Source organism: Rhodococcus daqingensis (genome assembly GCF_042665615.1).
Lineage (GTDB): Bacteria > Actinomycetota > Actinomycetes > Mycobacteriales > Mycobacteriaceae > Rhodococcus_G > Rhodococcus_G daqingensis.
On the sequence record NZ_JBHTCS010000009.1, the window covers coordinates 56621 to 80284 of the forward strand.

Consider the following 23664-nt stretch of genomic DNA (forward strand, 5'->3'; position numbering starts at 1 on the left):
CATGAGGAAGATCAACACCGAGCAGGCCTGGCCGAGAATCGGATCGGCTCCCACGAGAACCGCCGAATCCGGCATCCTCGGGGCCACCGACTACTCCGCCCCCGCCATCACCTTCGACCGCGTCAACGTGGCCTACGGGCGGGGCAAGAACGCCACCCGGGCGTTGATCGATTTCAACCTACGGGTGTCCCCGGGGGAGACGGTGGCTCTCCTGGGGCCCAGCGGGTCCGGCAAGTCCACCGCGCTCAAGGCTCTGGCCGGCTTCACCCGGCCGGTCTCGGGCTCGGTCCGGCTGGCAGGCAGGGACGTCACCGACCTGCCCCCTGCCAGGCGCGGCATCGGCGTGGTCGTGCAGTCGTACGCGCTGTTCCCACACATGCGGGTCTCGGAGAACGTCGCGTTCGGCCTGCGCTCGCACCGGGTGCCCCGCGCGGAGATCGGCACGCGGGTCGCCGAGGCGCTGGAGATGGTGGGCATGTCCGCCTACGGCAAACGGCTGCCCCGCGAATTGTCCGGTGGGCAGCAGCAGCGGGTCGCCATCGCCCGCGCGCTGGCCATCCGTCCGAGGGTGCTGCTGCTCGACGAGCCGCTGGCCGCGCTCGACGCTCAACTCCGGCAGAGCATGCTGGCCGAGCTGCAGCAGCTGCGGGCGGCCCTGCCGGACACCGCGATGCTCTATGTGACGCACGACCAGAGCGAGGCCCTGGCGCTGGCCGACCGGATCGCCGTGATGCGCGACGCCCGGCTCGTCGACATCGACACCGCGGAGAACCTCTGGAAGCGGCCGCCGAGCAGTTTCACCGCGGCCTTCCTCGGCGGCGCGAACCTGCTGCCCTGCACCGTGACCCGGGTGATCGGCACCTCGGCCCTGGTGTCGGTCGGCGGCACACCGGTCACCGCGCACGCCCCACGGCCGGACATCAGCCCGACCGAGTGGGAGTCCGACGCCGGAGCCCTGCTCTGCCTGCGCCCGCACGCGATCTCCCTCACCTCGCCCACCGAACGCGGCGCGCTCCCGGGACGGGTCACCGCCAGCGTGTGGCGCGGCTCCACCACCAGGCACACCGTCGCGCTCGCCGCCCTGCCCGACGCGCTGCTCGAGGTGGACGTGACCGGACACGACGAGCGGCCGGCCGGAACCGCGGTGGGCGTTCGCTTCCCGGACCAGGGCGCGGTGCTCGTCCCCGCGCCGGGGTCGGCGTCATGACCGCCGTCCTCGACCGGGTACACCTCGACCCCCCTCCGGTCCGGCCCGAGCCGAGCCGGTGGCGGTCGGTGGCCTGGGCGCTGCCGCCGCTGCTGCTCGTGCTCGGCTTCGCGGTCTACCCGATGGCCCGCGTGCTGGCCGAGTCCACCGTCACCGACGAGGGCAGGGGGCTGTCCACCTGGACGGAGGCACTCACGTCCGCGCAGTTCCGAAACGCGTTGTGGCGCACCATCGAAATCGCGGTCGCCTCCACGCTGGGCTGCCTGGTACTGGGCACCTTCCTCGCGCTGGTGCTCGCCTTCGTGCCCTTCCCCGGGTCGAAGGTGGTCGGCCGGCTGATCGACACCATCCTGTCGCTGCCCTCGTTCCTCATCACGCTGGCGTTTACGTTCCTGTACGGCACCGCGGGTGCGGTCAACGCCCTCATCGCCCGGCTCGCCGGCGCCGACCGCGGGCCGCTGAACTTCCTGAACACCCCGCTCGGCGTGATCGCCGCCGAGATCACCTTCTTCACCCCGTTCGTGGTGCGGCCCCTGCTGGCCGCGTTCACCCAGATGCCGCGCGAACAGCTCGATGTCGCGGCGAGCCTCGGTGCCTCCCCCATGCGGGTGCTGAGGACGGTCGTGATGCCAGAGGCCTGGCCCGCACTGATGGCGGGCGGCTCGCTGGTACTGCTGTTGACGCTCAACGAGTTCGGCATCGTGCTGTTCACCGGGGCCAAGGATGTCGTGACGCTGCCGGTGCTGATCTACACCCGCGGCATCGTCACCTTCGACCTGCCGGGCGCCGCGGTGATCGCGAGCGTCCAGGTGGCGCTGTCGCTGTCGCTGTACTGCGGCTACCGATTCCTGTTCAACCGACTGTTGGGAGGCGGCCGTGCTGCTGTGGACCACCCGCGCTAGGGCCTTGACCCTGGCCGTCTTCGCCGTCGTGGTGGGCGTGGTCTTCGTCGCGCCGATCGCCACCGTGGTCGCCGCGGCCCTCGCGGGGGCCTGGACCGGGCCGCTGCCGTCGGACCTCGGTGCGGAGAACCTCTCCGCAGCGTTGTCCGATGAGAACCTGGCGAGCCTCACGGTGAGCCTGCAGACCGCGTTCATCGCGGGCGCGCTGGCGCTGTTCGTGGGCACCTGGGCGGCACTCGCCGCCCGGGAGGCACCCGCCTGGCTGCGCAGGAGCACCGACGCCGTGTTCCATTTGCCGATCGCCGTGCCGTCGGTCGCAATCGGCCTCGGCCTGCTGATCGCGTTCAACTCCGAGCCGCTGCTGCTCGGCGGGACCAAGTGGATCGTCATCCTCGCGCACACCGTGCTGGTCCTGGCCTTCGCGTTCAGTGCCGTCTCGGCGGCGCTGGACCGGCTCGACCCGGCCTACCGCCAGGCGGCCGAGTCGCTCGGCGCCGGACCCACGCGGGTGCTGCTGCGGATCACGCTGCCGCTGCTGCTGCCCGCGCTCGGCGCGGCCGCGGGCCTGGCGATCGCGCTGTCGATGGGTGAGCTCGGCGCGACCATCATGGTGTACCCGGCCACCTGGAAGACGCTGCCGGTGACCATCTTCGGGCTCACCGATCGCGGCCAGGTGTTCCTCGCCGCAGCCGACACCACCCTGCTGCTGGCGGTCACGCTCGTCGCCCTGCTGATCGTCGGCCGCATCCGCAGGCGATAGGCGCTGACGCGCCTGTGCGCGGTTGACGAGTCCAGGGACTCGTCAACCGCGCACGGGCGGCGCAGCCGCCTATCCCTGGCGCAGGATGTAGCGCTGCACCTTGCCGCTGGGGGTCTTCGGCAGCGACGGCACGAAGTGCACGGTCCGCGGGTAGGCGTGCGCGGCGAACTTCTTCTTGACCAGCGTCTGCAGCTCGGCCTCGAGCTCATCGGTGCCCTCGATGCCGTCGCGGAGCACCACGAAGGCCTCGAGCACCTCGCCGCGCAGCTCGTCGGGCATGCCGACGACGGCCGCCTCGATCACCTGCTCGTGCATGACCAGGACGCTCTCCACGTCGAAGGGCCCGATCCGGTAGCCGGCCATGATGATGACGTCGTCGTCGCGCGAGGAGAAGAAGAAGTGGCCGTCCTCGTCGGTCTTGCCCGCGTCGCCGGTGATGTACCAGCGGCCGTCCGCGGTGAACCGCTGGGCGGTCTTCTCGGGTGCGTCGACGTAACCGGTGAACCACATCAGTGGGCTGCCCAGCGTGTCGATGGCGACGCGACCCTGGGTTCCTGCCGGCGCGACCTCGTCCGCGTCGTCGAGGAGCACGGCGCAGTTCCAGCCCGGCAGCGGCCGACCCATCGAGCCGGGCCGCACGCCCTCACGCAGGCCGTCCGCCCACGCGTTGACGATGAACATGCCGTGCTCGGTCTGCCCGTAGTGATCGCGCACCTCGACCCCGAGGGTGCTCTGGGACCAGGCCACGACGTCCGGGGTCAGCGGTTCGCCCGCCGAGGACGCGCGGCGCAGCGCCAGCCCCTGCGGCACAGGGCTGGTGTCGGCGCGCAGGCTGCGGTAGACGGTCGGCGCGGCCGCGAAATTGGTGACGCCGAACTTCTCGATGATCTGCCAGGTGAGCGGCGCGGAGAAGCCCGAGTGCAGCAGCAGGCTGCGGGTGCCCGCCGCCAGCGGGCCCAGCAGCGCGTAGTACAGCCCGTAGGCCCAGCCGGGATCGGCGGCGTTCCAGAACACGTCGTCGCGGCGGACGTCGAGGCCGAACTCCTGATAGGCGTGGAACGAGGCGAGCGCGCGCACCGGCACCGGCACGCCCTTCGGGGTCCCGGTGGTGCCGCTGGTGAACAGCTGCACCATCGGGCCGTTGCCGCCGACCGCGACCGCGGCGCCCTCCGGGTCCCCGGCGGTGTGCGCGGCCAGCAGGTCCGCGAAGCGCAGCTGGTCGTCGGACTCGGGCTCCCCCGCGGCGACGATGACCCGCCAGGGTGCGTCAGCCGGGATGTCCTCGCCGGGCGCGAGCTTGGCGAGCTGGTTCTGATCGGACACGACGAACTTGGCCCCGCTCGAGCCGAGCCGGAACGCGATGGCCGGGGACGCGAACGCGGTGAACAGCGGCACGTGCACCGCGCCGCGTCGCCAGATTCCGAGCAGCGCGACGACCAGCTCCGCGGACTTGCCCATCAGCGTGGCCACACAGTCGCCCGGCTCGACGCCGAGCTCCGCCAGCGCGGCCGCGAACTTGGTCGATTCCGCCCGCAGCTCGCCGTAGCTCAGGTCACGCGAGGTGAGATCGCCCTCGATCACCGTGAACGCGACATCGGTGTCGGGATGCCGGTCGCACAGCAGGTCAGCGGCGCAGGCCTCCGGCGTGTCGTACTGCTCCAGCAGCTCGCGCACCCGCGAGGTGGCATCGGTGCCCATGGTTTGACTCCTTCAACAGCGGTCCGGCACGCGCCGGACTTCTCCATGGCCCTATGATCTAGCTCACAAAGACCGCGCACCACCCCCGGAAAGGGGTAACCGAATGCTCTCCCGCACCCCACCCCTGCTGCGGCCACGAGACGGCGACGCCCTGCGCGCCGAGCTGCGCGCGGTCTCGGGACGGGCGAACGTGCCCGTGCTGTTCGGAGGTGAGGTCGCCGAGGGCACGCTGCACCTGACCGAGTTCTTCGGGACCCGGACCAATGGGCTCAAGGGCCTGGTCATCCCGCCGAACTCGGGACTGGGCGGGCGGGTGGTCCTGCAACGTCACCCGGCCTCGGTGCCCGACTACGGCAGCGCGATGTCGATCACGCATCACTACGACCGGCCGGTCCTCGGCGAGGGCATCCGCTCGGTGCTCGCGGTCCCCGTCCTGGTCGACGGCGCCTCGCGTGCGGTCCTCTACGCGGCGGTGCGGGAATCGACGCCGATCGGCGACAACACCGCCGAGATCCTGGTCCAGGCCGGCCGCCGGCTCGCCACCGAGATCGCGATCCGCGACGAGGTGGACCGGCGCCTGCAGATGCTCGGGGTGCTCGAGAGCAACCGCGGCAATGCGAGCGGCGCGGTGGCCGAGGGCATCCGGGACGCCCACGCCGAGCTGCGCGGGCTCGCGCAGTCGGTACCCGAGGGACCGCTCCGGGGGCGGCTGCGCGCGGTGTCCGAGAAGCTGGCCGCGCTGGTCAACGACGAGGCCGATCCCGTCGACAACCCGGTCGCCCTGTCCCCGCGGGAATTGGATGTGCTCGCCCACATCGCCCTCGGCTGCACCAACAACGAAGTGGCCCATCGGCTCTCGCTCCAGCCGGAGACGGTGAAGAGCTACCTGCGTGCCGCGATGGGCAAGCTCGACGCGCACTCCCGGCACGAGGCCGTGGTCACCGCCAGAAAACTCGGCCTACTTCCCTAGTCGGCCAGCCCAGCGCGGCGGGACCGGGACAGCGCGAGCCCACCGAGGGCCGTGCCGATCAGCCCGAACAACACGGCCGCGAGCGCCCCGACGATCCCGTTGCCGGTACCGGGGCCACCGTCGGCGGTGGCCGCGAAAACCCCACCGATGACCACGCTGATCAGCCCCACCACCAGGGCCGCCATGGCCCCTCTTCCCCCGCCGCCGGTGCCGAGACGACCGGCGGAGCGGGCCAGCGCCAGCCCACCGATGACCACGCCGATCAGCCCCACCAGCGCGGCCAGGGTGGGCCCGAGTCGCCCGGAGGTCATGCCGTAACTGGCGGCGACCGGCTGGACCGAGGCGTGCGCGACCGCCGGTGCGGCAAACGCGACACCGCCGAGCAGGGCGGCCGCCGCGACGGCAAGCAGGTTTCGGACGGACATGAGGTGCTCCTTCATCGTAGGACTGGACGTCGCCCGATCATGCGCGTCGGACACACCGCCGATCATCGTGCGCACGTAGGCAATTCGCGCTGCCTCCTATGCCGTAGCCGGCTGCTGCGGACGCTGCAGGAGCCGGCGAAGGTACCGCGTGTGCGGTAGGCGGCCGATCATCCATTTGCAGGATTTGCCCGCGCGAACGTCCGGCTAGGGTGCAGGCATGAGCAGGGGACGGATCGGAGACTGGGCGATCGCCGTGGGAGTGGCGGCGATCCTGCTGGTCGCCGGGCTGTCCAGGCAACACGCCCCGACTGATCTCGACCCGATCGGCTACGCGTTGTTGACAATCGGCGGTCTGGCACTGGCCGCGCGCCGCCGGGCGCCGGTCACCGTGCTGGCCGTGACCGGGTTGTGCGCGCTGGGTTACCAGGCCGTCGGTTTCGACGTGCCTGCCGTCGCGTTCCTGTTCGCGGTGTACGCCGCCGTGCGGGCGGGACACCGCATGATCACGGTGGCGGCGTCGGTGACCCTGCTGGCCGCGCTCCCGCTCGCGGCCCTGGTCTCCCTGCACGACACGGGCGAAGCCTTCGCGCAGGCCCGAGACGCCCTCGAGATCGCGTGGTTGATCGCGGCCGGCGCGGCGGGGGAAGCGCTGCGGCAGGCCGAGGGTCGGGCGGACGAGGCCGAACGCACCCGGGAGGAGACCGCGCGGCGCAGCGCCGACGAGGAGCGGCTGCACATCGCACGGGAGCTGCACGATTCGCTCACCCACCAGATCTCGATCATCAAGGTGCAGTCCGAAGCCGCCGTCCACGTGGCCCGCAAGCGGGGCGAAAAGGTACCGGAGGCCCTGCTTGCGATTCGGGAGGCCGGGCGCGAGGCCGCCCGGGAACTACGCGCGACCCTGGAGGCGCTGCGCGACGACGGCAAGAGTCCGCCGCAAGGACTCGCCCACGTCCCGAATCTGGTGGAGCGGGCCCGGACGACCGGCCTGGACGCCACGCTGACGATCGAAGGACAACGCCAGCACGTGCCGGCCGCCGTGGACCGGACGGGCTACCGGATCGTTCAGGAGTCGCTGACCAACATCGCCCGGCACGCCGCCGCCGCGACGGCATCGGTCCGGATCGAGTACCGTCCCGACGCCCTGGTCATTCAGGTCGATGACGACGGCAAGGCCACCCCGGACACCGCGCTTGTGCCCGGGGTCGGGCTGCTCGGGATGCGCGAACGAGTCACCGCCCTCGGAGGTCTCCTGCTGGCGGCACCACGCAGCGAGGGCGGCTTCTCTGTGCGAGCGGATCTTCCCGTGGACCGAACGTCATGATCCGTGTCCTGCTGGTCGACGACCAGCCACTCATTCGTAGCGGATTCCGCGCGCTCCTTGACCTCGAGGACGACATCGAGGTGGTGGCGGAGGCCGCCGACGGTGGCGAGGGCCTGGCGCTGGCCAGGGAACACCTGCCCGACATCGCGCTCATCGACATTCAGATGCCGGTGATCGACGGCATCGAGGCCACCCGGCGCATCGCCGCGGACCCGACCCTGGCCGGGGTGCACGTCGTCATCCTGACCAACTACGGCCTGGACGAATACGTCTTCAACGCGCTGCGCGCGGGCGCGGCCGGATTCCTCGTCAAGGACATCGAGCCGGAAGACTTCCTCCACTCCGTACGCGTCGCCGCGCGCGGCGACGCCCTGCTCGCACCGTCGATCACCCGCCGCCTGATCGACCGGTACGTCACCCAGCCGCTCAACACCGCTACCGGTACGGGGCTGAAAGAACTGACCAACCGCGAACGCGAGGCCGTCGCCCTGGTCGCACAGGGCCTGTCCAACGACCAGATCGCCGGCCACATGGTGATCAGCCCGCTGACCGCCAAAACCCACATCAACCGAGCCATGACCAAGCTCCACGCCCGCGACCGCGCCCAACTCGTGGTTCTCGCCTACGAATCCGGTCTGGTCGCCCCGCGCAGTTCCTGACGTCCACGGTTCGAATCCATGCCTGCCCGACCTCCGCGACCACCCGTTTCGCCGCTGATCGCCGTCCCAACTGTGGCAGCATCAGATCATCGAGTGGCGGCGGTCGGTCATCGGAGCAACTCACGAGGGGGCGGGCAATGACTAATCCACCGGGAGCCCTGAGCGAATCGAAGGACGAACCGACCCTCAAGCGGGTGATGGGCCCGTGGCTGCTGCTGCTGTTCATCGTCGGCGACATCCTCGGCACCGGCATCTACGCCCTGACCGGGCAGGTGGCCAACGATGTCGGCGGCGTGGTGTGGCTGCCCTTCCTGGTCGCCTTCGTGGTCGCGCTGATCACCGCGTTCAGCTACCTCGAACTGGTCACCAAGTACCCGCAGGCCGCGGGCGCCGCGCTGTACACGCACAAGGCGTTCGGCATCCAGTTCTTCACCTTCATGGTGACGTTCGCGGTGATGTGCTCGGGCATCACCTCGGCATCGACCGCCTCGCGGGCATTCGCCGCGAACTTCGCCGAGGCCTTCGACCTGGACCTGTCCACGGGGATCGGGATCACCCTGCTCGGCATCGCGTTCATGCTCGTCGTGGCCGCGATCAACTTCCGCGGGGTCGGCGAATCGGTCAAGGTGAACGTGCTGCTCACCTGCGTAGAGCTGTCCGGTCTGCTCATCATCATCTGCATCGGCATGTGGGCCCTGGGTATCGGAGAGGGCGACTTCTCGCGTGCCACCGAGTTCGACACCGGTGATCGGACGGCGCTCGGCGGCGTGATAGCCGCGACCACCCTCGCCTTCTTCGCGATGGTCGGATTCGAGGACTCGGTGAACATGGCCGAAGAATGCAAGGAGCCGAGCCGGATCTTCCCCAAGGTTCTGCTGATCGGCCTCCTCTTCACCGGCCTGATCTACGTGCTCGTGTCGATCACCGCGATCGCCCTGGTGCCCCCGGACAAGCTCGGCGAGGGCGACACCCCGCTGCTCCAGGTGGTCGAGGCCGGCGCCCCGGGTTTCCCGATCGGAATCTTCGCGTTCATCACCATGTTCGCGGTCGCCAACACCGCTCTCATCAACATGCTCATGGCCAGCCGGCTGCTCTACGGCATGAGCCGGCAGCACGTGCTGCCGCCACAGCTCGGCCGGGTGCACCGCACCCGCCGCACCCCGTACGTCGCGATCGGGTTCACCACGCTCCTCGCACTGGGCCTGATCACGGTCGTCGGCGAGGTGCCGCAACTCGGCGGGACGACGGCGCTGCTACTCCTCGTGGTCTTCACCGTCGTCAACGTCGCCGTCCTGGTGCTGCGCAAGGACACGGTGGACCACAAGCACTTCCGGGCGCCGACGGTGCTGCCGGTGGTCGGTGCGATCAGCTGCGCCTTCCTTGCCACCCCCTTCACGGACCGCAACCCAGACCAGTACGCGATCGCGAGCGTGCTGCTGGCGATCGGCGTGGTGCTGTGGTTCGTCAATTACCTGATCAACAAGAAACTGGGCGTGAAGGCCGAACTGCGGCCCGAGTTCCTCGGCGAGGACGGCGTCCCGCCCGGACCGATGAACTGACACAACGCCAGGCCGGATCTAGAACAAGTTCTACCTTTCCTGGCATACTCCGGATCGACCGTCCGACGCCGAATCCCAGGGGTGCCATGTCCGCCAAGCCGACCGCCGACGACCTGCTGGCCCTGGCGCGGTCCTCCCCCAGCGCCGTGGCCGTGCACGACAAGGCCGCCTGGCTCGGTCTCTTCGCACGGCAGCACATCATCGAGGACCCCGTCGGCGGCCGGCCGGTGCTCGGCGGCCTGTACGACCGGCGGTCCGGCAAGCGCGGCGGCGACCCGCTGGCCCGGTTCTGGGACACCTTCATCGCGCCCAACGACATCAGCTTCGACATCGAACGCGAGGACATCGTCGACGGCCTGCACGTGGTCCGCGACGTGACCATCGAGACCCGGCTCTCCGCGAGCGTGGTGGCGCGGGCGCCGATGCACCTGCTCTACGAGGCCACCCTCGACGACGGCGAGCCCCGGATCCGCCGAATCGCCGCACACTGGGAGGTGACGCCGATGTTCGCACAGGTCGCCGGTGTGAGCCCCGGGCGGCTGGCGGTCGCCGCGTCGATGAGCGCGCGGATGCTGCGACTGCAGGGTCTCGGCGGCTCGGTCGCCTTCGGCAAGGCCGCCCTGAGCGTGGGCGAGAAGGGCAAGGCGGCGGTCCGGCGTCTGGTCGATTCGGCGCAGCGCGGCGACGCTCACGCTCTGAAGATGCTCGGCGGCAACGCGATCACCGATCTGACCAAGGTGATCGCCGCCGGTGACGCCGTCACCGCGTCCGGCACCGTGGACGGCGCACACGCCGTGCTGTTCGCCTACCTGGACCGCAAGACCCTCAACGTCACCGAGTGCAGGGTGTACGTGAGCGGCTGACGGCGCCGGAGCGTCACCTGCCGTCGACCCGAGTGGAGACCTCTCCGAAGGCCATCGCGCCCGCACCCGCGAGGAAGTCGCCGGGGAACCCGAGGGTGAACTCCCCCGTCGCATCGAGCCGCTCGATCGCGTTGTCCGGCAACGAGACCGCGAGTGCTCCCAGGTTGTCCTCGAGCTGCGCCACGGTTCGCGCCCCGAGGATCGGGTGGACCGCCCGCGACCGAGCCCTGGTCCAGGCGATCGCCACCTGCGCGGGCGTGGCGCCGAGTTCGTCGGCGACCTCGCGCAGCGCGCGCACCGCTTTCCGCGTGCGGGCATCGGCGGGTTCGGATCCGGCCCTGCCCGCCAGCGCTCCGTGGGCGAGCGGGGCCCAGGTCGCAACCGTCATCCCGAACGCCTCCGCCATCGGCAGCAACTCGCGTTCGATGTCCCGGCTGAGCACGTTGTACGGCACCTGCAGGCCGGCGAACTGCGTCCAGCCCTGCCACTGAGCGAGCGTATTCGCCTGCGCGACAACCCAGGCCGGCGCGTCGGAGATGCCGACATACTGGATCTTTCCGGCACGCACGGCATCGTCGAGCGCCCGCATCGTCTCCTCCACCGGCGTGTGCGGATCCCATAGGTGGACCCAGTACAGGTCGATGCGGTCGGTGCGCAGCCGTCGCAGGCTGGTTTCCAGGGACGACATCAGGTTCTTCCGATGGTTGCCGGCCGCGTTCGGGTCGCTGCCGTCGCGAGAAGCGGAGTACTTCGTCGCGAGGACGAAACGGTCCCGGCGGGAGCCGAGGAGCCCGCCGAGGATGCTCTCGCTCTCGCCATCGCGGTAGTTGATCGCGGTGTCGACGACGTTGCCACCCGCGTCGTCGTACCGGTCGAGAATGCGGCGGCACGCATCGGGCTGCGCGCCCTGTCCACCGAAACCCATTGTCCCGAGGAACAGTTCGGAGACTCGGAGCCCGGTCCGGCCGAGCAATCGGTATCGCACGGATCCTCCTTCAGGCGATCGAAGCGGGCGCGTTCACCGCGGACCCGAAGCGGGCCGGATTCCCACCACGGACGCGCGTGCCCGCCGGTTCGTACGTCGTCGTGACGCCATCCTGCCACACAATTACAACGATCGTTGTAACCACGCGTTGAGCAGCTCCGCCTCAGTACCCCTCGGGCAACGCCGCGAACATGTCCCGGGTGACGGCCACCGCGTTGTCGGAGCTGCCGCCCCTGACCACCAGTGTCGCGAACGCGATGTCGCCGCGGTATCCCACGAACCAGGCGTGCGAGCCGCCGTCGACCTCGGCCTCACCGGTCTTGCCGTACACCTCGCCCTGGTCGGCGATCCGGGTTGCGGTACCACTGGCGATCACGTCGCGCATCATCCCGCGCAGGCCCTCGACCATCTCCGGGCTGATCGGCGGGTGGGCGCCCTCGATCGTGGTCTCCTCCCCCGAGATCAGCGTCGGCACCGGCGTCGACCCGTTCGCGATCGTCGCCGCCGCCAGCGCCATTCCGAAGGTGCTGACGACGACCTTGCCCTGCCCGAAACCGTCCTCGGTGCGTTGCACCAGCTCGGGCGCGGGTGGAACGGATCCGGAATCGGTTGGCAGACCGGGTACGTCGTAGTCGGGCCCGATCCCGTAGCGCGCGGCCGCCACCGTCAACGCGTCGGGCTTCATCTCGCTGGCGAGCTTCGCGAAGGTGGTGTTGCACGAACGCGCGAACGCGGTGCTCATCGACACCGTGCCCAACGCGAACTCGTTGTAGTTCGGCACCGACCGCTCCCCGATGACGATCCGTCCCGGGCAGCCGACGGGAGTACCGGGTTGGGCGAGACCGTTGTCGATGGCCGCGCCCGCGGTGATGATCTTGAACGTGGAACCGGGCGGGTACAGGCCGGTGGTCGCCACCGGACCGTCCTTGTCGGCCGCCTTGTTCTGCGCGACCGCGAGGATCGCGCCGGTGGACGGCTGCAGCACCACCATCATCGCCTGCTCGACCCGCGCGTTGACGGCGTTCTGCGCGGCCACCTGGATGGGACGGTCAAGGCTGACCGAGAAGGACGGTGCGGGTTGGGGTTTGGTCTCGGTGAGCACGTCGATGTCGACGCCGTTCTTGTTGACGGTCACGACGCTCCAGCCGGCCTTGCCGTCGACCTCGTCGATCACCCGCTTCTTCACCTGTCCGATCAGGTCGGGGGCGAAGTCGCGATCGGTGGAGACCAGGTCCGCCTCCTCCGAGACCGTGACGCCGGACAGACCGCTCAGCGTCGCGGCCACCGTGTCGTAGTCCTCCTGCCGCAGGCTGGCGACCAGGTAGTCCCCGCTGACCGCGGTCGCCGACTCCACGATCGACTGCGGAGTGAGGGTTCGGTCGAACGGCGCGAGCGTCGTCGCCAGCGCGGTCGCGACCGCCGTCACGTTGCCGGAGTCCTTGGCGTTGAACTTGATCCGCTCGATGGTCCCGGGCACGAGGACGTCGGAGCCGGCCCGCTCGTTCACCCGGGCCCGCGGGGCCGGGGTCGCGCGGAGCGTCATCGTCTGGGTGTCGCCGAGCTTCGGGTGCAGGTCGGAGGCGCTCCAGCGGACCGCCCACTCCCCGTTCCGCCGACCCATCTGCAGGTCTCCGGTGTAGGTCCACACCCGATCCTTCGGCAGATGCCATTCGTAGGTGTAGCCGACGGTCGCGGTGTCGCCGTCCAACCGGACCGATCCGGTCGTCGCGGTGAGGGATTCGGCCTGCAGCCCCTCCCACGCGGCGTCGATCGCGGGCTGGGCGTCCGCCGGCCGGTCGGAGAGCGCGGCGGCCCGCTCGGTGTCCCGGTCGGCCAGCGCGTCGAGGAACTCCTGCGCCGCCGGTTCCGGGCCGTCCGGCTTCGGGGTGCACGCGACGACGCCGAGGACGAGGGCGCCCGTGACGACGAGCGAAGAGAGGATGCGGGGTGCGGCGGTGGAGATCATCGCCTGCCATCGTAGGTCGGCGGGGCCCGTCGACCGGGGAGGCACCCTCGGCAGTGCGTGATCGGTGCCCCAATCGGGGTGACCGAATCCCCGGGTCGTTCCGCGGGCTCCACTCCCGTCGCGCACGGGCGCCGGCGGCGCTAGTCGAGCAGGACCGTCGAGAAGGTGCCGACCTGGGTGAACCCGATGCGCTGGTAGGTCCGCCTCGCCTGATGGTTGAAGCTGTTCACGTAGAGGCTCGCGGTGCGGCCGGAGGCCACCACCGCCGCCGCCACCGACGCCGTCCCGGCCGCGCCGAGGCCGTGGCCCCGGTACCGCGGATGCACCCACACGCCCTGGATCTGGCCGACCTGCGCCGACATCGAGCCGACCTCCGCCTTGAAGGTCACCTCGTCGCCGTCGAACCTCGCCCACGCCCGGCCCGCGGCGATCAGGCCGGCGACGCGCCGTCGGTAGCCGCGGCCGCCGTCGTTGGAGCGCGGGTCGACGCCGACCTCCTCGATGAACATCGCGATCGCGGCCTTGAGATAGGGCTCGAGCTGCTCCATCCGGACCGGCCGCACGTAGGGGTCCGGCGTGACGACGGGCGGCGCCGACAGCGCCAGCAGCGGCTGCTCGGCGCGGACCTCACGGGCCGGGCCCCAGTCGGTCTCGAGCATCTCCCACAGCGGCAACGCCAACTCGGCGCGTCCGACCACCGACGAACACATCCGTGGACCGCGGCACGCCCGGTCCGCGAACGCCCGGAGGTCGTCGAGGTCGCCGCGCAGGGGCACCAGGTTCGCCCCCGAGAAACACAGCGACTCGGCGGGGCCGCCCCGGCTCCAGAGTTCACCGTTGATCGCTCGAGGATCGATCCCCAGGTCCTGAATCCGTGCGGCGACCATGCACGAGGCGATCGGGTCGGCGTCCAGCACGCGCAGTACGTGCACCCTGTCGCGCGCGCCGAGTTGCCTCGCGCCGAGCAGCTTGAGCACCGAGTCACCCCCGGGTCGGGTCGTCGGGATTCGGATGGTCTGGTGATCCCACGATACGTGCGAGCGTCAGCTGACGGTAACGACCGGAGAACCGGAGGCGGAATCGCCCTCACCGATCTCCTCCGCGATCCGCATGGCCTCCTCGATCAGCGTCTCCACGATCATCGCCTCGGGCACCGTCTTGATGACCTTGCCCTTGACGAAGATCTGACCCTTGCCGTTCCCGGACGCGACCCCGAGGTCGGCCTCGCGCGCCTCACCGGGACCGTTGACCACGCAGCCCATCACGGCGACACGCAGCGGGATCTCCATGCCCTCGAGGCCTGCCGTCACCTGCTCGGCGAGGGTGTACACGTCCACCTGGGCGCGACCGCAGGACGGGCAGGACACGATCTCCAGCTTGCGTGGCCGCAGGTTCAGCGACTGCAGGATCTGGGTGCCGACCTTGATCTCCTCGGCAGGCGGTGCGGACAGCGAGACGCGGATGGTGTCGCCGATCCCCTCCGACAGCAGCGCGCCGAACGCGACCGCGGACTTGATGGTGCCCTGGAACGCCGGGCCCGCCTCCGTCACCCCGAGGTGCAGTGGGTAGTCGCACTGCGCGGCGAGCTGGCGGTACGCCTCCACCATGATCACCGGGTCGTTGTGCTTGACCGAGATCTTGATGTCGCCGAAACCGTGCTCCTCGAACAGGCTCGCCTCCCACAGCGCCGACTCCACGAGCGCCTCCGGGGTGGCCTTGCCGTACTTCTGCATCAGGCGCGGGTCCAGCGAACCGGCGTTGACGCCGATCCGGATCGGGATGCCCGCCGCCCCCGCGGCCTTGGCCACCTCGGCCACCCGGCCGTCGAACTCCTTGATGTTGCCCGGGTTCACCCGGACCGCCGCGCAGCCGGCGTCGATGGCGGCGAAGATGTACCGCGGCTGGAAGTGGATGTCCGCGATGACCGGGATCTGGCTCTTCTTCGCGATCGTCGCCAGCGCGTCGGCGTCCTCCTGCCGGGGGCAGGCCACGCGCACGATGTCGCAGCCGGAGGCGGTGAGCTCCGCGATCTGCTGCAGTGTGGCGTTGACGTCGTGCGTCTTGGTGGTGCACATCGACTGCACCGACACCGGGAAGTCGCTGCCGACCCCGACGGATCCGACCTGGAGCTGTCGGGTCTTGCGGCGCGGCGCGAGGACGGCGGCCGGGCCTTCGGGCATGCCCAATCCGACGGGGCTGGTCACGTGGATGCCTTCTTTCGTAGCGTCAGGACAAGTTTAGCGAGCACTAGAAGATCTTGATCGGGTTCACGATGTCCGCGGTCAGCGTGAGCAGCATGTACGCGCCGCCCAGCGCGATGACCACGTAGGTGATCGGCATGAGCTTCATGTAGTTCACGGGCCCGCCCGCGGGCAGACCGCGCCGCGCGCGGATCGCGTCGCGGATCTTCTCGTAGACGGTCACCGCCATGTGGCCGCCGTCGAGCGGGAGCAGTGGCAGCAGGTTGAAGATGCCGAGGAAGAAGTTCAGCGTCGCGAGCAAGCCGATGAACAGGTCGACGTAGCCGCGTTCGGCCATCTGACCGCCGATGACGGAGGCGCCGACGACGCTGATCGGGGTCTCGATGTCGCGTTCGCCGCCGGTGACGGCGGTCCACAGGTCCGCGACCTTCGCCGGCATCTTGACCAGCGCCTCCGCGCTGCGGACGAAGACGTCGCCGGTGTAGACGACCGATCCGGGGATGGCCGAGAGCGCCGAGTACTCGAGGAAGGTCGGCGGCGCCTTGATGCCGATCGCGCCGACGTCCCGGGAGACCGGCGGCAGCGGGTTGCTGTTGGTGGAGTCCGGATTGTTGACCCAGCGCTGCGCCTGCTGGACCTGCACGTCGATCACCTCGGTCCGACCGTCCCGGTCGACGGTGAACTCGGCGGTGCCCGACAGCGGCTGTGTCGCCTTGACCACGTCACCGAAGGTGGAGGTCGGCGTCCCGTTGACCGCGACGACCACGTCTCCGGGCAGGATGCCCGCCTGCTGCGCGGGCCCCTGACCGGTGCAGTCCGCGAGCTTGAAGTCGCCGTCCTCGCCCGCCTGCGTCGGCGCGACGCAGGTGACGCCCTCCACGACCGCCCGGGTCTCGGTGTTCGGCAGTCCCCAGCCGACGGCCTGGATGTAGACCAGCACGAATCCGAGGATGAAGTTCATCGCGATGCCGCCGGACATGACGACCAGGCGCTTCCACGTCTTCTGCTTGTACATCGCGCGGTCGACCTCGTCGGGCGCGAGCTCGTCGTGCTGGGTCATGCCGGCGATGTCGCAGAATCCGCCCGCGGGGATCGCCTTGAGCCCGTACTCCGTCTCGCCGCGGCGGAAGGAGAAGATCTTCGGCCCGAAGCCGATGTAGTAGCGGCGGACCTTCATCCCCAGCGCGCGGGCGGTCCACATGTGGCCCGCCTCGTGTAGCGCGATGGAGATCGTGATGCCCAACGCGAACAGCACCACACCTATGACGAACACCATGTGGCTCTAGTCCTCCTGCTCGACGAGCTCGTGTGCCCGTGCGCGCGCCCACCCGTCGGCGGCGAGCACATCCTCCACGGTAGCCGGTGGCGCGGACCATTCGTCGCCACCAGCGAGGACGCGCTCGACGGTGCGCACGATCGCGGGGAACCGGACGGCCCCGTCGAGGAACGCCTGCGCGGCGACCTCGTTGGCCGCGTTGTAGACCGCGGTCAGGCAGCCGCCGGCCTTGCCCGCCGCCCGCGCCAGGTCCACGGCCGGGAACACCGACGAGTCGAGCGGCTCGAAGGTCCAGGTCGAGGCGGTGCTGAAGTCGCAGGCCGCGGCGGCGCCGGGCACCCGGTCCGGCCAGCCGAGTGCGAGGGCGATCGGCAGCTTCATGTCCGGCGGGCTGGCCTGGGCGAGGGTGGAGCCGTCTGTGAAGGTGGCCATCGAGTGCACGATCGACTGCGGGTGCACGGTGACGTCGATGCGGTCGTAGTCGATGCCGAACAGCAGGTGCGTCTCGATCAGTTCGAGGCCCTTGTTGACCAGCGTCGCCGAGTTGAGCGTGTTCATCGGGCCCATCGACCAGGTCGGGTGGGCGCCGGCCTGCTCGGGGGTCACCGATTCGAGGGCGTCGGCGGTCCAGCCGCGGAACGGACCGCCCGAGGCGGTGAGCACCAGCCGATCCACCTCCTCGGCGCGCCCGCCGCGCAGGCACTGCGCGAGCGCCGAGTGCTCGGAGTCGACCGGCACGATCTGTCCGGGCGCCGCGGCGGCGGTGACCAGCGGTCCGCCCGCGACGAGGGACTCCTTGTTCGCGAGCGCCAGCCGGGCACCGGATTCGAGCACAGCGAGCGTCGGTTCCAGGCCGAGTGACCCGACCAGCGCGTTGAGCACCACGTCCGCCTCGGTGGTGCGGACCAGTTCGGTGACGGCGCCGGGACCGCTGAGGGCGGGACCGTCGAGTCGCGCGGCGGCAGCGGGGTCGGCCACCGCGACCGCGCTCACCCCGGTGTCGCGGACCTGGCAGGCCAGCAGGTCGATGTTGCCACCGCCCGCGGCCAGTCCGACGACGGTGAACTTGTCGGGGTTTGCCGCGATGACCTCGAGGGCCTGCGTGCCGATTGATCCGGTGCTGCCGAGCAGGAGCACGCGCGTAGGTTCTGCCACCCGTCCATTGTTCACGACGGCACCTGAGAAGAAGCTGACAGGACTCCGACGCGGGCGTCGAAGGGGATACCGACGCGGGCGTCGAAGGGGATACCGCCGACGCGGCTAACGGAACGCGGCGGCGTGTGCGCCCGCCCACTGCGCGAAGGTCGCGGCCGGGCTCCCGGTGACCTCCTCGACGGTGGAGTTCGCCTGCTGCGGGACACCGACGAGCGACGCGACCGCGCTCTCGAGGTAGAACCGGGCGTTCGCGCCCATGACCGGTTCGAGGATCTCGATGGCCTCCTCGACGGGTACCCGGACGAACTCCACCGGCCGGCCCAGCACCGCACCGAGTTCGTGGACCCGTTCGGCACGCGAGAGAGCCTCGGGTCCGGTCAGCTCGTAGGTTCGGCCCACATGGCCCTCACCGAGCAGCACGGACGCCGCGACCCGGGCGATGTCGTCCATCGCGATCGGGGCGCTGACCACGCCGGGGAACGGATCGCGCACCGCTCCGGTGCGTCGCACCTGGTCGCCCCAGACGAGGTCGTTCTCGAGGAACTCCCCCGCCCACAGGTGCGTCCAGGCGATCCCGGACCTCTCGACGGCCGAGGTGACCGCGCCCCACCACGATTCGTGCTCCCCGGAGAGGTCGACGATGTGCCGAATCCCGGCGTCGCGGGCCAGCGACACGACTTCCTCGACGGTGTCCGGGGTCGGCGCCAGGTACATCTTCTGGACGCCCTCGAAGGCGGGCGGCAGCGATTCCGGCCGGCGCAGATAGCCCTCGGCGACCTCGACGCCGTCCGGCAGCATCGCCTTCGGGGGGTTGTTCGTCAGGGCGCGGACGTCGGTCGCCCCGGCCGCGAGGAGGTGGTCGACGACCAGCCGGCCGATGTTCGCGGTGGCCCCGGTCACCAGGATCGTCATGTAGTACACCGTACGGTTAATGCCGCCACCCGGCCACCCCTGACAGGATGGCGTCCGTGAACCCGGACGCGCTGCAGACCGCGCCGTGGACCTACCCCGAGGTCGGCGGCACCCGCGCCGTCCTGCCCGACGGGTACCACCACGTGCACGAGAGCGCCGTCATCGGCATCGGCGCCGAGGAATTCGAGCGGGCCAAAAACGTACTGCTGCACTGGGACATGCACCGTCGCGCCGGCCTGCGGGTGCAGTCCTCCGACGAGGAGGCCGTCGAGGGCGCTGTCGTGATCCTGCGACTGGGACCGGGTCCGCTGGCCATCACGGCGCCGTGCCGGGTGGTGTACCGGATCGACGAGCCGCGGCGGTCCGGCTTCGCCTACGGCACCCTGCCCGGACACCCCGAGCGCGGCGAGGAACGCTTCGCGGTCGAACTCGGCGACGACGGCCTGGTCCGGGTGGTCATCGACGCGTTCTCGACCGGCGGCAGCACGCTCGCCCGGCTCGGTGGCCCGGCGAATCGGGCGGTGCAACGGCTCATCACGGGGCCGCTACCTCCACGCGTTCACCCGGACCCCGCGGGCGCGCCGACCCAGCTAGGTACGACGCGTGGTCGTATGCCACGATATGCAGGCACACGCACACCCGTACGAGCAGGAGGATCGACCGTGGCCACCGAGCTGGATCCCAGCGTGAACGAGCCCCTCGTCGCCGCACACGTCGACACGGCAGAAGTTCCGTCCGCAGCCTGGGGCTGGAGCGGCGAGGCGCCGCGACTGTTCCGCTTCCTGGGCTGGTTCTTCGCAGCCTTCCTGCTCGTCTACACGATCGGCAACCACGAGGGCAAGGTCGAGGACCTGTGGCTCGTCGGCCTGGCCGCGGGCATGGTGTTCCTGCTCGTGCGCGACATCATCCAGCGCCGCAAGCCCCGGTAGACAAGAACTTTCGACAACGGCCGCCAGGTTCACAAACCTGGCGGCCGTTGCTCGTAATTCAGTCCTGCCAGTAGAACAGCAGATCCCGCACACACAGTGGGCCCCGATCGCCGAAGAAGTAGACGCACAGTCCGTCGACAACGACTTCTGCAAGCCTGTCATCGATACGGCGGAAACCGACCGAGCTGGTGAGTAGCTCGGCGATGGCATCTCGCTGGGTCTGGAAGAAGGGTCCGAGGGTGCTGATCATGACGTCACCCTCAGCGGTGTGGATACGGAAGTACGTGCCACCCCCGCAGCCCTCGTCCACGCCTGCAGGTACCGGCTCGCCGGGTTCGACACCGGCGGCTTTGAGTGCCGTCATGGCCGCCCGGACCGGCGCCTCGTCGTCCCGGTCCTCGATCGACGGCTGTAGTGCGGCTTCGAGAATCCAGCGGGGGTCGGTATCACGTTGGCCGGGTGCATATTCTCGGACCATCGCGTCCCGCACATCGGTCGGCAGCCCGGGCACGTCGAGGGGGCGTGGACCCAGTTCATTCCACATCTTGCGGACGTCGACCGGAAAACGCCTGGCGAGCACCGCCATTGCCCACACCTGACCCGGGCCGGCCCGGGTCGCCATTGCTGTGAGCCCGGCGACGACGCCGGTGGCGAAACGGCCGTCGCGATAGCGCGCCGTGAGGAGGTCGAATGCCGTACGGGCAACCATCGTCGATTCGTCTGCCAGCGCCGGGGAAACGTCTATGCCCACCCGATCACTCAGGCGCACACCCAGCAGCCGCAGCCCCGGTGTCTCGCCGCTCAGCATCAGTACGTTCGGCGATCCCCCGAACACAACGTCCGCCCCGTAGGAGGTGATGAGCGCGTCGATCGCATGCTCCGCGCGGACGCCGTCCCACGGGTCGGTAGCCCGTTCGACGAGGGCCAGTGCGGCGGAAGTGTCACCGAGTTCGGCGCGGACGATGAGGGCAGCAAACCCCAGAGCGCCGAGGACATCACTGCCGTCGACACCGCCCGCCTGCAGCTTCGCCCACGCCAGTACCTCACCGGAATGTGGCCCGGGCGAAACCGTCAGCAAGTCGAGTACCGCTCGGCGCAGTTCGCTGGTTTCCGTCGGATCACGCAGAATCGCGAGCAGGTCTGCCGCACTCCCCGACGGAAGCCGCCCGACGAGCGCATCCGCGCAAGATCGACGGTGATTCCACTGTTGCGCTTTGTCAGTAACGAAGTGGACGAGTTCCTCGGGCGCTATCGCTGACAGGCGTCGAGCCAGCTGCACCGGTGAGACGTCTTCGAATCGGTCCCCGAACCACTCGGGACTGATGCTGCTCATCCCTCCGCTGCGAGCTGCCCGCAGGCGGCGGCGATCTCCTGGCCGCGGGTGTCGCGGACCGTGCACGACACACCCTGCGCGATGACCCGGCGCACGAACTCGCGCTCGACGTCCTTGGGGCTCGCGTCCCACTTGCTGCCCGGCGTCGGGTTCAGCGGGATCAGGTTGACGTGCACCCGCGACCCGAGCGCCTTGTGCAGCTTCTTGCCGAGCATGTCCGCCCGCCACGGCTGGTCGTTGATGTCGCGGATCAGCGCGTACTCGATCGACACGCGGCGACCGGTCTGATCGGCGTAGTACTTGGCGGCATCGAGCACCTCGGCGACCGTCCACCGGTTGTTGACCGGGACCAGGGTGTCGCGCAGCTCGTCGTCCGGGGTGTGCAGCGACACCGCGAGCGTCACCGACAGCCCCTCGTCGGCGAGCTTGCGGATGGCGGGCGCCAGCCCGACCGTCGACACGGTCACCGAGCGCTGCGACAGCCCGAGGCCGTCCGGTGCGGGCGAGGTGATCCGCCGGACCGCCGCGACGACCCGCTTGTAGTTCGCCAGCGGCTCCCCCATCCCCATGAACACCACGTTCGAGAGCCGGCCCTCCCCGCCCGCGACGTCGCCGTCGCGCATCGCGGCGGCCGCGGAGCGGACCTGGTCGACGATCTCCGCGGTGGACAGGTTCCTGGTCAGTCCCGCCTGCCCGGTCGCGCAGAACGGGCACGCCATCCCGCAGCCGGCCTGGCTGGAGATGCACAACGTCGCCCGGTCCGGGTACCGCATGAGCACGCTCTCGAGCAGGGTGCCGTCGTTGGCCTTCCACAGCGTCTTGCGGGTGCTGCCGTCGTCGCACGCGACGTGCTTGACCGCGGTCAGCAGCGTCGGGAACAGCGCCTCGCCCACCTTCTCGCGCACCGAGGCGGGCAGGTCCGTCATCTTCTCGGGGTCGGCCTCGAGCCGGCCGTAGTACTGACGGGCCAGCTGATCGGCCCGGAATCCGGGCAGGCCCAGCTCCTGGACGGCTGCCTTCCTGCCCTCGGAATCGAGGTCGGCGAGGTGCGTCGGCGGCATGCCGCGACGCGGCGCGTTGAACACGAGGGGGACTGATACGGCCATAGTGGGTTCCAGTGTCCCATCCGGCCCCCACGACATGCGAATTCTCGACCCGATGCGCGTGCAATCACACATTCCGTGCGAAATGATCAGGCCATGGCCACCAGCGACACACCCGATCCGGACATCACCTCCGACCCGACCGACGACGCGCGCGGCACGACCCGGCCGGCATCCTCGAAGCCCTCGCCGCCGGTGGACCCCGGCCTGGCCGCCATCGATCGCCACACCAGCCTGGGGCACACCAAGGCGGCCGCCACCTGGACCGGCCTGGTCATCGGCGTCCTGGTCCTGATCCTGCTGCTGGTGTTCATCCTGCAGAACCTCGACAAGGTCCGACTCCAGCTGTTCTTCTGGGAGTTCTCACTGCCGCTCGGTGTCAGCCTGCTGATGGCCGCGATCGCGGGCGCGCTGATCATGGCCCTCGCGGGTGGCGTCCGCATCCTGCAGATTCGCCGCGTCGCGAAGAAGGTCCGGTCCGCCGCCACCGACCGCCCTGTGTGACGGCGCACATAACTTACGCAAACTGGCTCCGCGCGCCCGGCGAGAGGACGATGGACACGTCGGCCCGACCACCGGAGGAGTTGCCGTGACCATGCACGCCGAGCGCCGAGGCGTCGCCGCCCCACCCGATCTCGCCCGGTCCTGGCTGCTGGTCCCCGCGACCAAGCCCGAGCGCTTCACCCCGCTCGCCGAATCCGGGGTGGACGCGGTGATCCTCGACCTCGAGGATGCGGTCTCGCCGCCCGCCAAGCCCACCGCCCGCGCCCGCGTGGTCGACTGGCTCGACCGCGGAGGCCGAGCGTGGGTCCGCATCAACGATGCCACCACACCGTATTGGGCCGACGACCTCGCGGCCCTCGCGGCGGCGCCCGGGCTGGTCGGCGTGATGCTCGCCAAGACCGAGAGCGGCAACCAGGTGGACGCGACCGCGGACCGACTCCCCGACGGCACCCCCATCCTGGCCCTGATCGAGTCGGCGATGGGCCTGGAGGCCGCACCCGAGATCGCCAGGGCGGACGGGGTGTTCCGGCTCGCGTTCGGCAGCGGCGACTTCCGCCGCGACACCGGCATGAGCGATGACCCGATGGCGATGGCGTATCCCCGGGCCCGCCTCGTCGTCACCAGCCGCGCGGCCAGGCTCCCCGGCCCGATCGACGGCCCGACCATCAGCACGAACGAGACAGTCCTGCAGCGTGATTCGGCTTTGACCGCGTCGATGGGGCTGACCGGCAAGCTCTGCATGCACCCCGATCAGGCCCTCACCGTCAATCGGGCACTGAGCCCGAGCGGGGATGACGTCGTCTGGGCGCGGGCGGTGATCGCCGAGCTCGGCGAGGACGGGGAACACGTCCGCGACGGCAGCGATCTGCCGCGCCTGGCCAAGGCGAAGAAGGTCGCGCAACTCGCCAGGGCTTTTGGCCTGGACTGAGAACC

At 70.1% G+C, this 23664-nt stretch carries 22 protein-coding genes; 11 read left to right on the plus strand and 11 right to left on the minus strand.

What is annotated here, in order from left to right; genetic code table 11:
* The first annotated feature begins 1 nt into the window (after position 1).
* The 3 genes from ACFQS9_RS04715 to ACFQS9_RS04725 are packed head-to-tail and all read left to right on the plus strand — an operon-like array spanning position 2 to position 2869.
* Positions 2-1207 (plus strand): ABC transporter ATP-binding protein, encoded by a 1206-nt coding sequence (locus ACFQS9_RS04715; RefSeq protein WP_378402090.1) that lies wholly within the window; start codon positions 2-4, stop codon positions 1205-1207.
* Positions 1204-2109 carry a 2-aminoethylphosphonate ABC transporter permease subunit gene (locus tag ACFQS9_RS04720; RefSeq protein ID WP_378402092.1) on the plus strand — a complete coding sequence of 302 codons (906 nt, stop codon included), beginning with the start codon at positions 1204-1206 and terminating at the stop codon, positions 2107-2109. The genes ACFQS9_RS04715 and ACFQS9_RS04720 overlap by 4 nt, the downstream gene beginning before the upstream one ends.
* Positions 2084-2869: an ABC transporter permease subunit gene (locus tag ACFQS9_RS04725; RefSeq protein WP_378402093.1), complete on the plus strand. Its 786-nt coding sequence runs from the start codon at positions 2084-2086 to the stop codon at positions 2867-2869. The genes ACFQS9_RS04720 and ACFQS9_RS04725 overlap by 26 nt, the downstream gene beginning before the upstream one ends.
* A 69-nt stretch (positions 2870-2938) precedes the next feature.
* Here the strand turns inward: ACFQS9_RS04725 and ACFQS9_RS04730 are convergent, their stop codons facing one another.
* Complete coding sequence (locus ACFQS9_RS04730) at positions 2939-4567, minus strand: AMP-binding protein (protein WP_378402095.1); 1629 nt, start codon at positions 4565-4567, stop codon at positions 2939-2941.
* A gap of 103 nt (positions 4568-4670) precedes the next feature.
* Here ACFQS9_RS04730 and ACFQS9_RS04735 point away from each other — a divergent pair, with 103 nt between their 5' ends.
* The gene (locus ACFQS9_RS04735; protein WP_378402097.1) at positions 4671-5537 is read left to right on the plus strand and encodes a helix-turn-helix transcriptional regulator; all 867 of its coding nucleotides are present in this window, start codon (positions 4671-4673) and stop codon (positions 5535-5537) included.
* Here the strand turns inward: ACFQS9_RS04735 and ACFQS9_RS04740 are convergent.
* On the minus strand, positions 5534-5962 hold the full coding sequence (locus ACFQS9_RS04740; protein ID WP_378402099.1) for a DUF6223 family protein: 429 nt from the start codon (positions 5960-5962) through the stop codon (positions 5534-5536). The genes ACFQS9_RS04735 and ACFQS9_RS04740 overlap by 4 nt on opposite strands.
* 217 nt (positions 5963-6179) lie before the next feature.
* On the opposite strand from ACFQS9_RS04740, the gene ACFQS9_RS04745 reads away from it, so the two are divergent.
* From ACFQS9_RS04745 to ACFQS9_RS04760, 4 genes are all read left to right on the plus strand, one after another.
* The gene (locus tag ACFQS9_RS04745) at positions 6180-7286 is read left to right on the plus strand and encodes a sensor histidine kinase (RefSeq protein ID WP_378402101.1); all 1107 of its coding nucleotides are present in this window, start codon (positions 6180-6182) and stop codon (positions 7284-7286) included.
* A complete protein-coding gene (locus tag ACFQS9_RS04750; protein ID WP_378402103.1) occupies positions 7283-7945 on the plus strand; it encodes a response regulator in 663 nt (220 codons plus the stop codon). The genes ACFQS9_RS04745 and ACFQS9_RS04750 overlap by 4 nt, the downstream gene beginning before the upstream one ends.
* A gap of 137 nt (positions 7946-8082) precedes the next feature.
* Positions 8083-9504 (plus strand): APC family permease, encoded by a 1422-nt coding sequence (locus ACFQS9_RS04755; RefSeq protein WP_378402105.1) that lies wholly within the window; start codon positions 8083-8085, stop codon positions 9502-9504.
* A gap of 86 nt (positions 9505-9590) precedes the next feature.
* Positions 9591-10367: a transporter gene (locus ACFQS9_RS04760; protein ID WP_378402107.1), complete on the plus strand. Its 777-nt coding sequence runs from the start codon at positions 9591-9593 to the stop codon at positions 10365-10367.
* Between the two features lie 13 nt (positions 10368-10380).
* Here the strand turns inward: ACFQS9_RS04760 and ACFQS9_RS04765 are convergent, their stop codons facing one another.
* From ACFQS9_RS04765 to ACFQS9_RS04795, 7 genes are all read right to left on the minus strand, one after another.
* Positions 10381-11352 carry an aldo/keto reductase gene (locus tag ACFQS9_RS04765; RefSeq protein WP_378402109.1) on the minus strand — a complete coding sequence of 324 codons (972 nt, stop codon included), beginning with the start codon at positions 11350-11352 and terminating at the stop codon, positions 10381-10383.
* Positions 11353-11515: 163 nt separating this feature from the next.
* Positions 11516-13318 carry a penicillin-binding transpeptidase domain-containing protein gene (locus ACFQS9_RS04770; RefSeq protein WP_378402110.1) on the minus strand — a complete coding sequence of 601 codons (1803 nt, stop codon included), beginning with the start codon at positions 13316-13318 and terminating at the stop codon, positions 11516-11518.
* A gap of 140 nt (positions 13319-13458) precedes the next feature.
* On the minus strand, positions 13459-14295 hold the full coding sequence (locus tag ACFQS9_RS04775) for a GNAT family N-acetyltransferase (protein ID WP_378402112.1): 837 nt from the start codon (positions 14293-14295) through the stop codon (positions 13459-13461).
* Between the two features lie 66 nt (positions 14296-14361).
* Positions 14362-15522: a flavodoxin-dependent (E)-4-hydroxy-3-methylbut-2-enyl-diphosphate synthase gene (ispG, locus tag ACFQS9_RS04780; protein ID WP_378402114.1), complete on the minus strand. Its 1161-nt coding sequence runs from the start codon at positions 15520-15522 to the stop codon at positions 14362-14364.
* A 43-nt stretch (positions 15523-15565) separates the two neighbouring features.
* Positions 15566-16795, minus strand: coding sequence for a M50 family metallopeptidase (locus ACFQS9_RS04785; RefSeq protein ID WP_378402116.1), 1230 nt, complete (start codon positions 16793-16795; stop codon positions 15566-15568).
* Positions 16796-16801: 6 nt separating this feature from the next.
* Positions 16802-17950: a 1-deoxy-D-xylulose-5-phosphate reductoisomerase gene (gene dxr, locus ACFQS9_RS04790; RefSeq protein WP_378402118.1), complete on the minus strand. Its 1149-nt coding sequence runs from the start codon at positions 17948-17950 to the stop codon at positions 16802-16804.
* 105 nt (positions 17951-18055) lie between these two features.
* On the minus strand, positions 18056-18862 hold the full coding sequence (locus ACFQS9_RS04795) for an NmrA family NAD(P)-binding protein (protein ID WP_378402120.1): 807 nt from the start codon (positions 18860-18862) through the stop codon (positions 18056-18058).
* Positions 18863-18909: 47 nt separating this feature from the next.
* Between ACFQS9_RS04795 and ACFQS9_RS04800 the strand changes: the two genes are divergently transcribed.
* Positions 18910-19791: a DUF1990 family protein gene (locus ACFQS9_RS04800; protein ID WP_378402121.1), complete on the plus strand. Its 882-nt coding sequence runs from the start codon at positions 18910-18912 to the stop codon at positions 19789-19791.
* A 58-nt stretch (positions 19792-19849) separates the two neighbouring features.
* Here ACFQS9_RS04800 and ACFQS9_RS04805 read toward each other — a convergent pair whose 3' ends face one another.
* On the minus strand, positions 19850-21070 hold the full coding sequence (locus ACFQS9_RS04805; protein ID WP_378402123.1) for a hypothetical protein: 1221 nt from the start codon (positions 21068-21070) through the stop codon (positions 19850-19852).
* Between the two features lie 50 nt (positions 21071-21120).
* The gene (gene rlmN, locus ACFQS9_RS04810) at positions 21121-22230 is read right to left on the minus strand and encodes a dual-specificity RNA methyltransferase RlmN (RefSeq protein ID WP_378402125.1); all 1110 of its coding nucleotides are present in this window, start codon (positions 22228-22230) and stop codon (positions 21121-21123) included.
* Positions 22231-22323: 93 nt separating this feature from the next.
* On the opposite strand from rlmN, the gene ACFQS9_RS04815 reads away from it, so the two are divergent.
* Both ACFQS9_RS04815 and ACFQS9_RS04820 read left to right on the plus strand, forming a co-directional pair.
* Positions 22324-22731, plus strand: a complete 408-nt coding sequence (locus ACFQS9_RS04815; protein WP_378402127.1) for a LapA family protein — start codon at positions 22324-22326, stop codon at positions 22729-22731.
* A 91-nt stretch (positions 22732-22822) separates the two neighbouring features.
* The gene (locus ACFQS9_RS04820) at positions 22823-23659 is read left to right on the plus strand and encodes an HpcH/HpaI aldolase/citrate lyase family protein (protein ID WP_378403134.1); all 837 of its coding nucleotides are present in this window, start codon (positions 22823-22825) and stop codon (positions 23657-23659) included.
* The last annotated feature ends 5 nt before the right edge of the window (positions 23660-23664 follow it).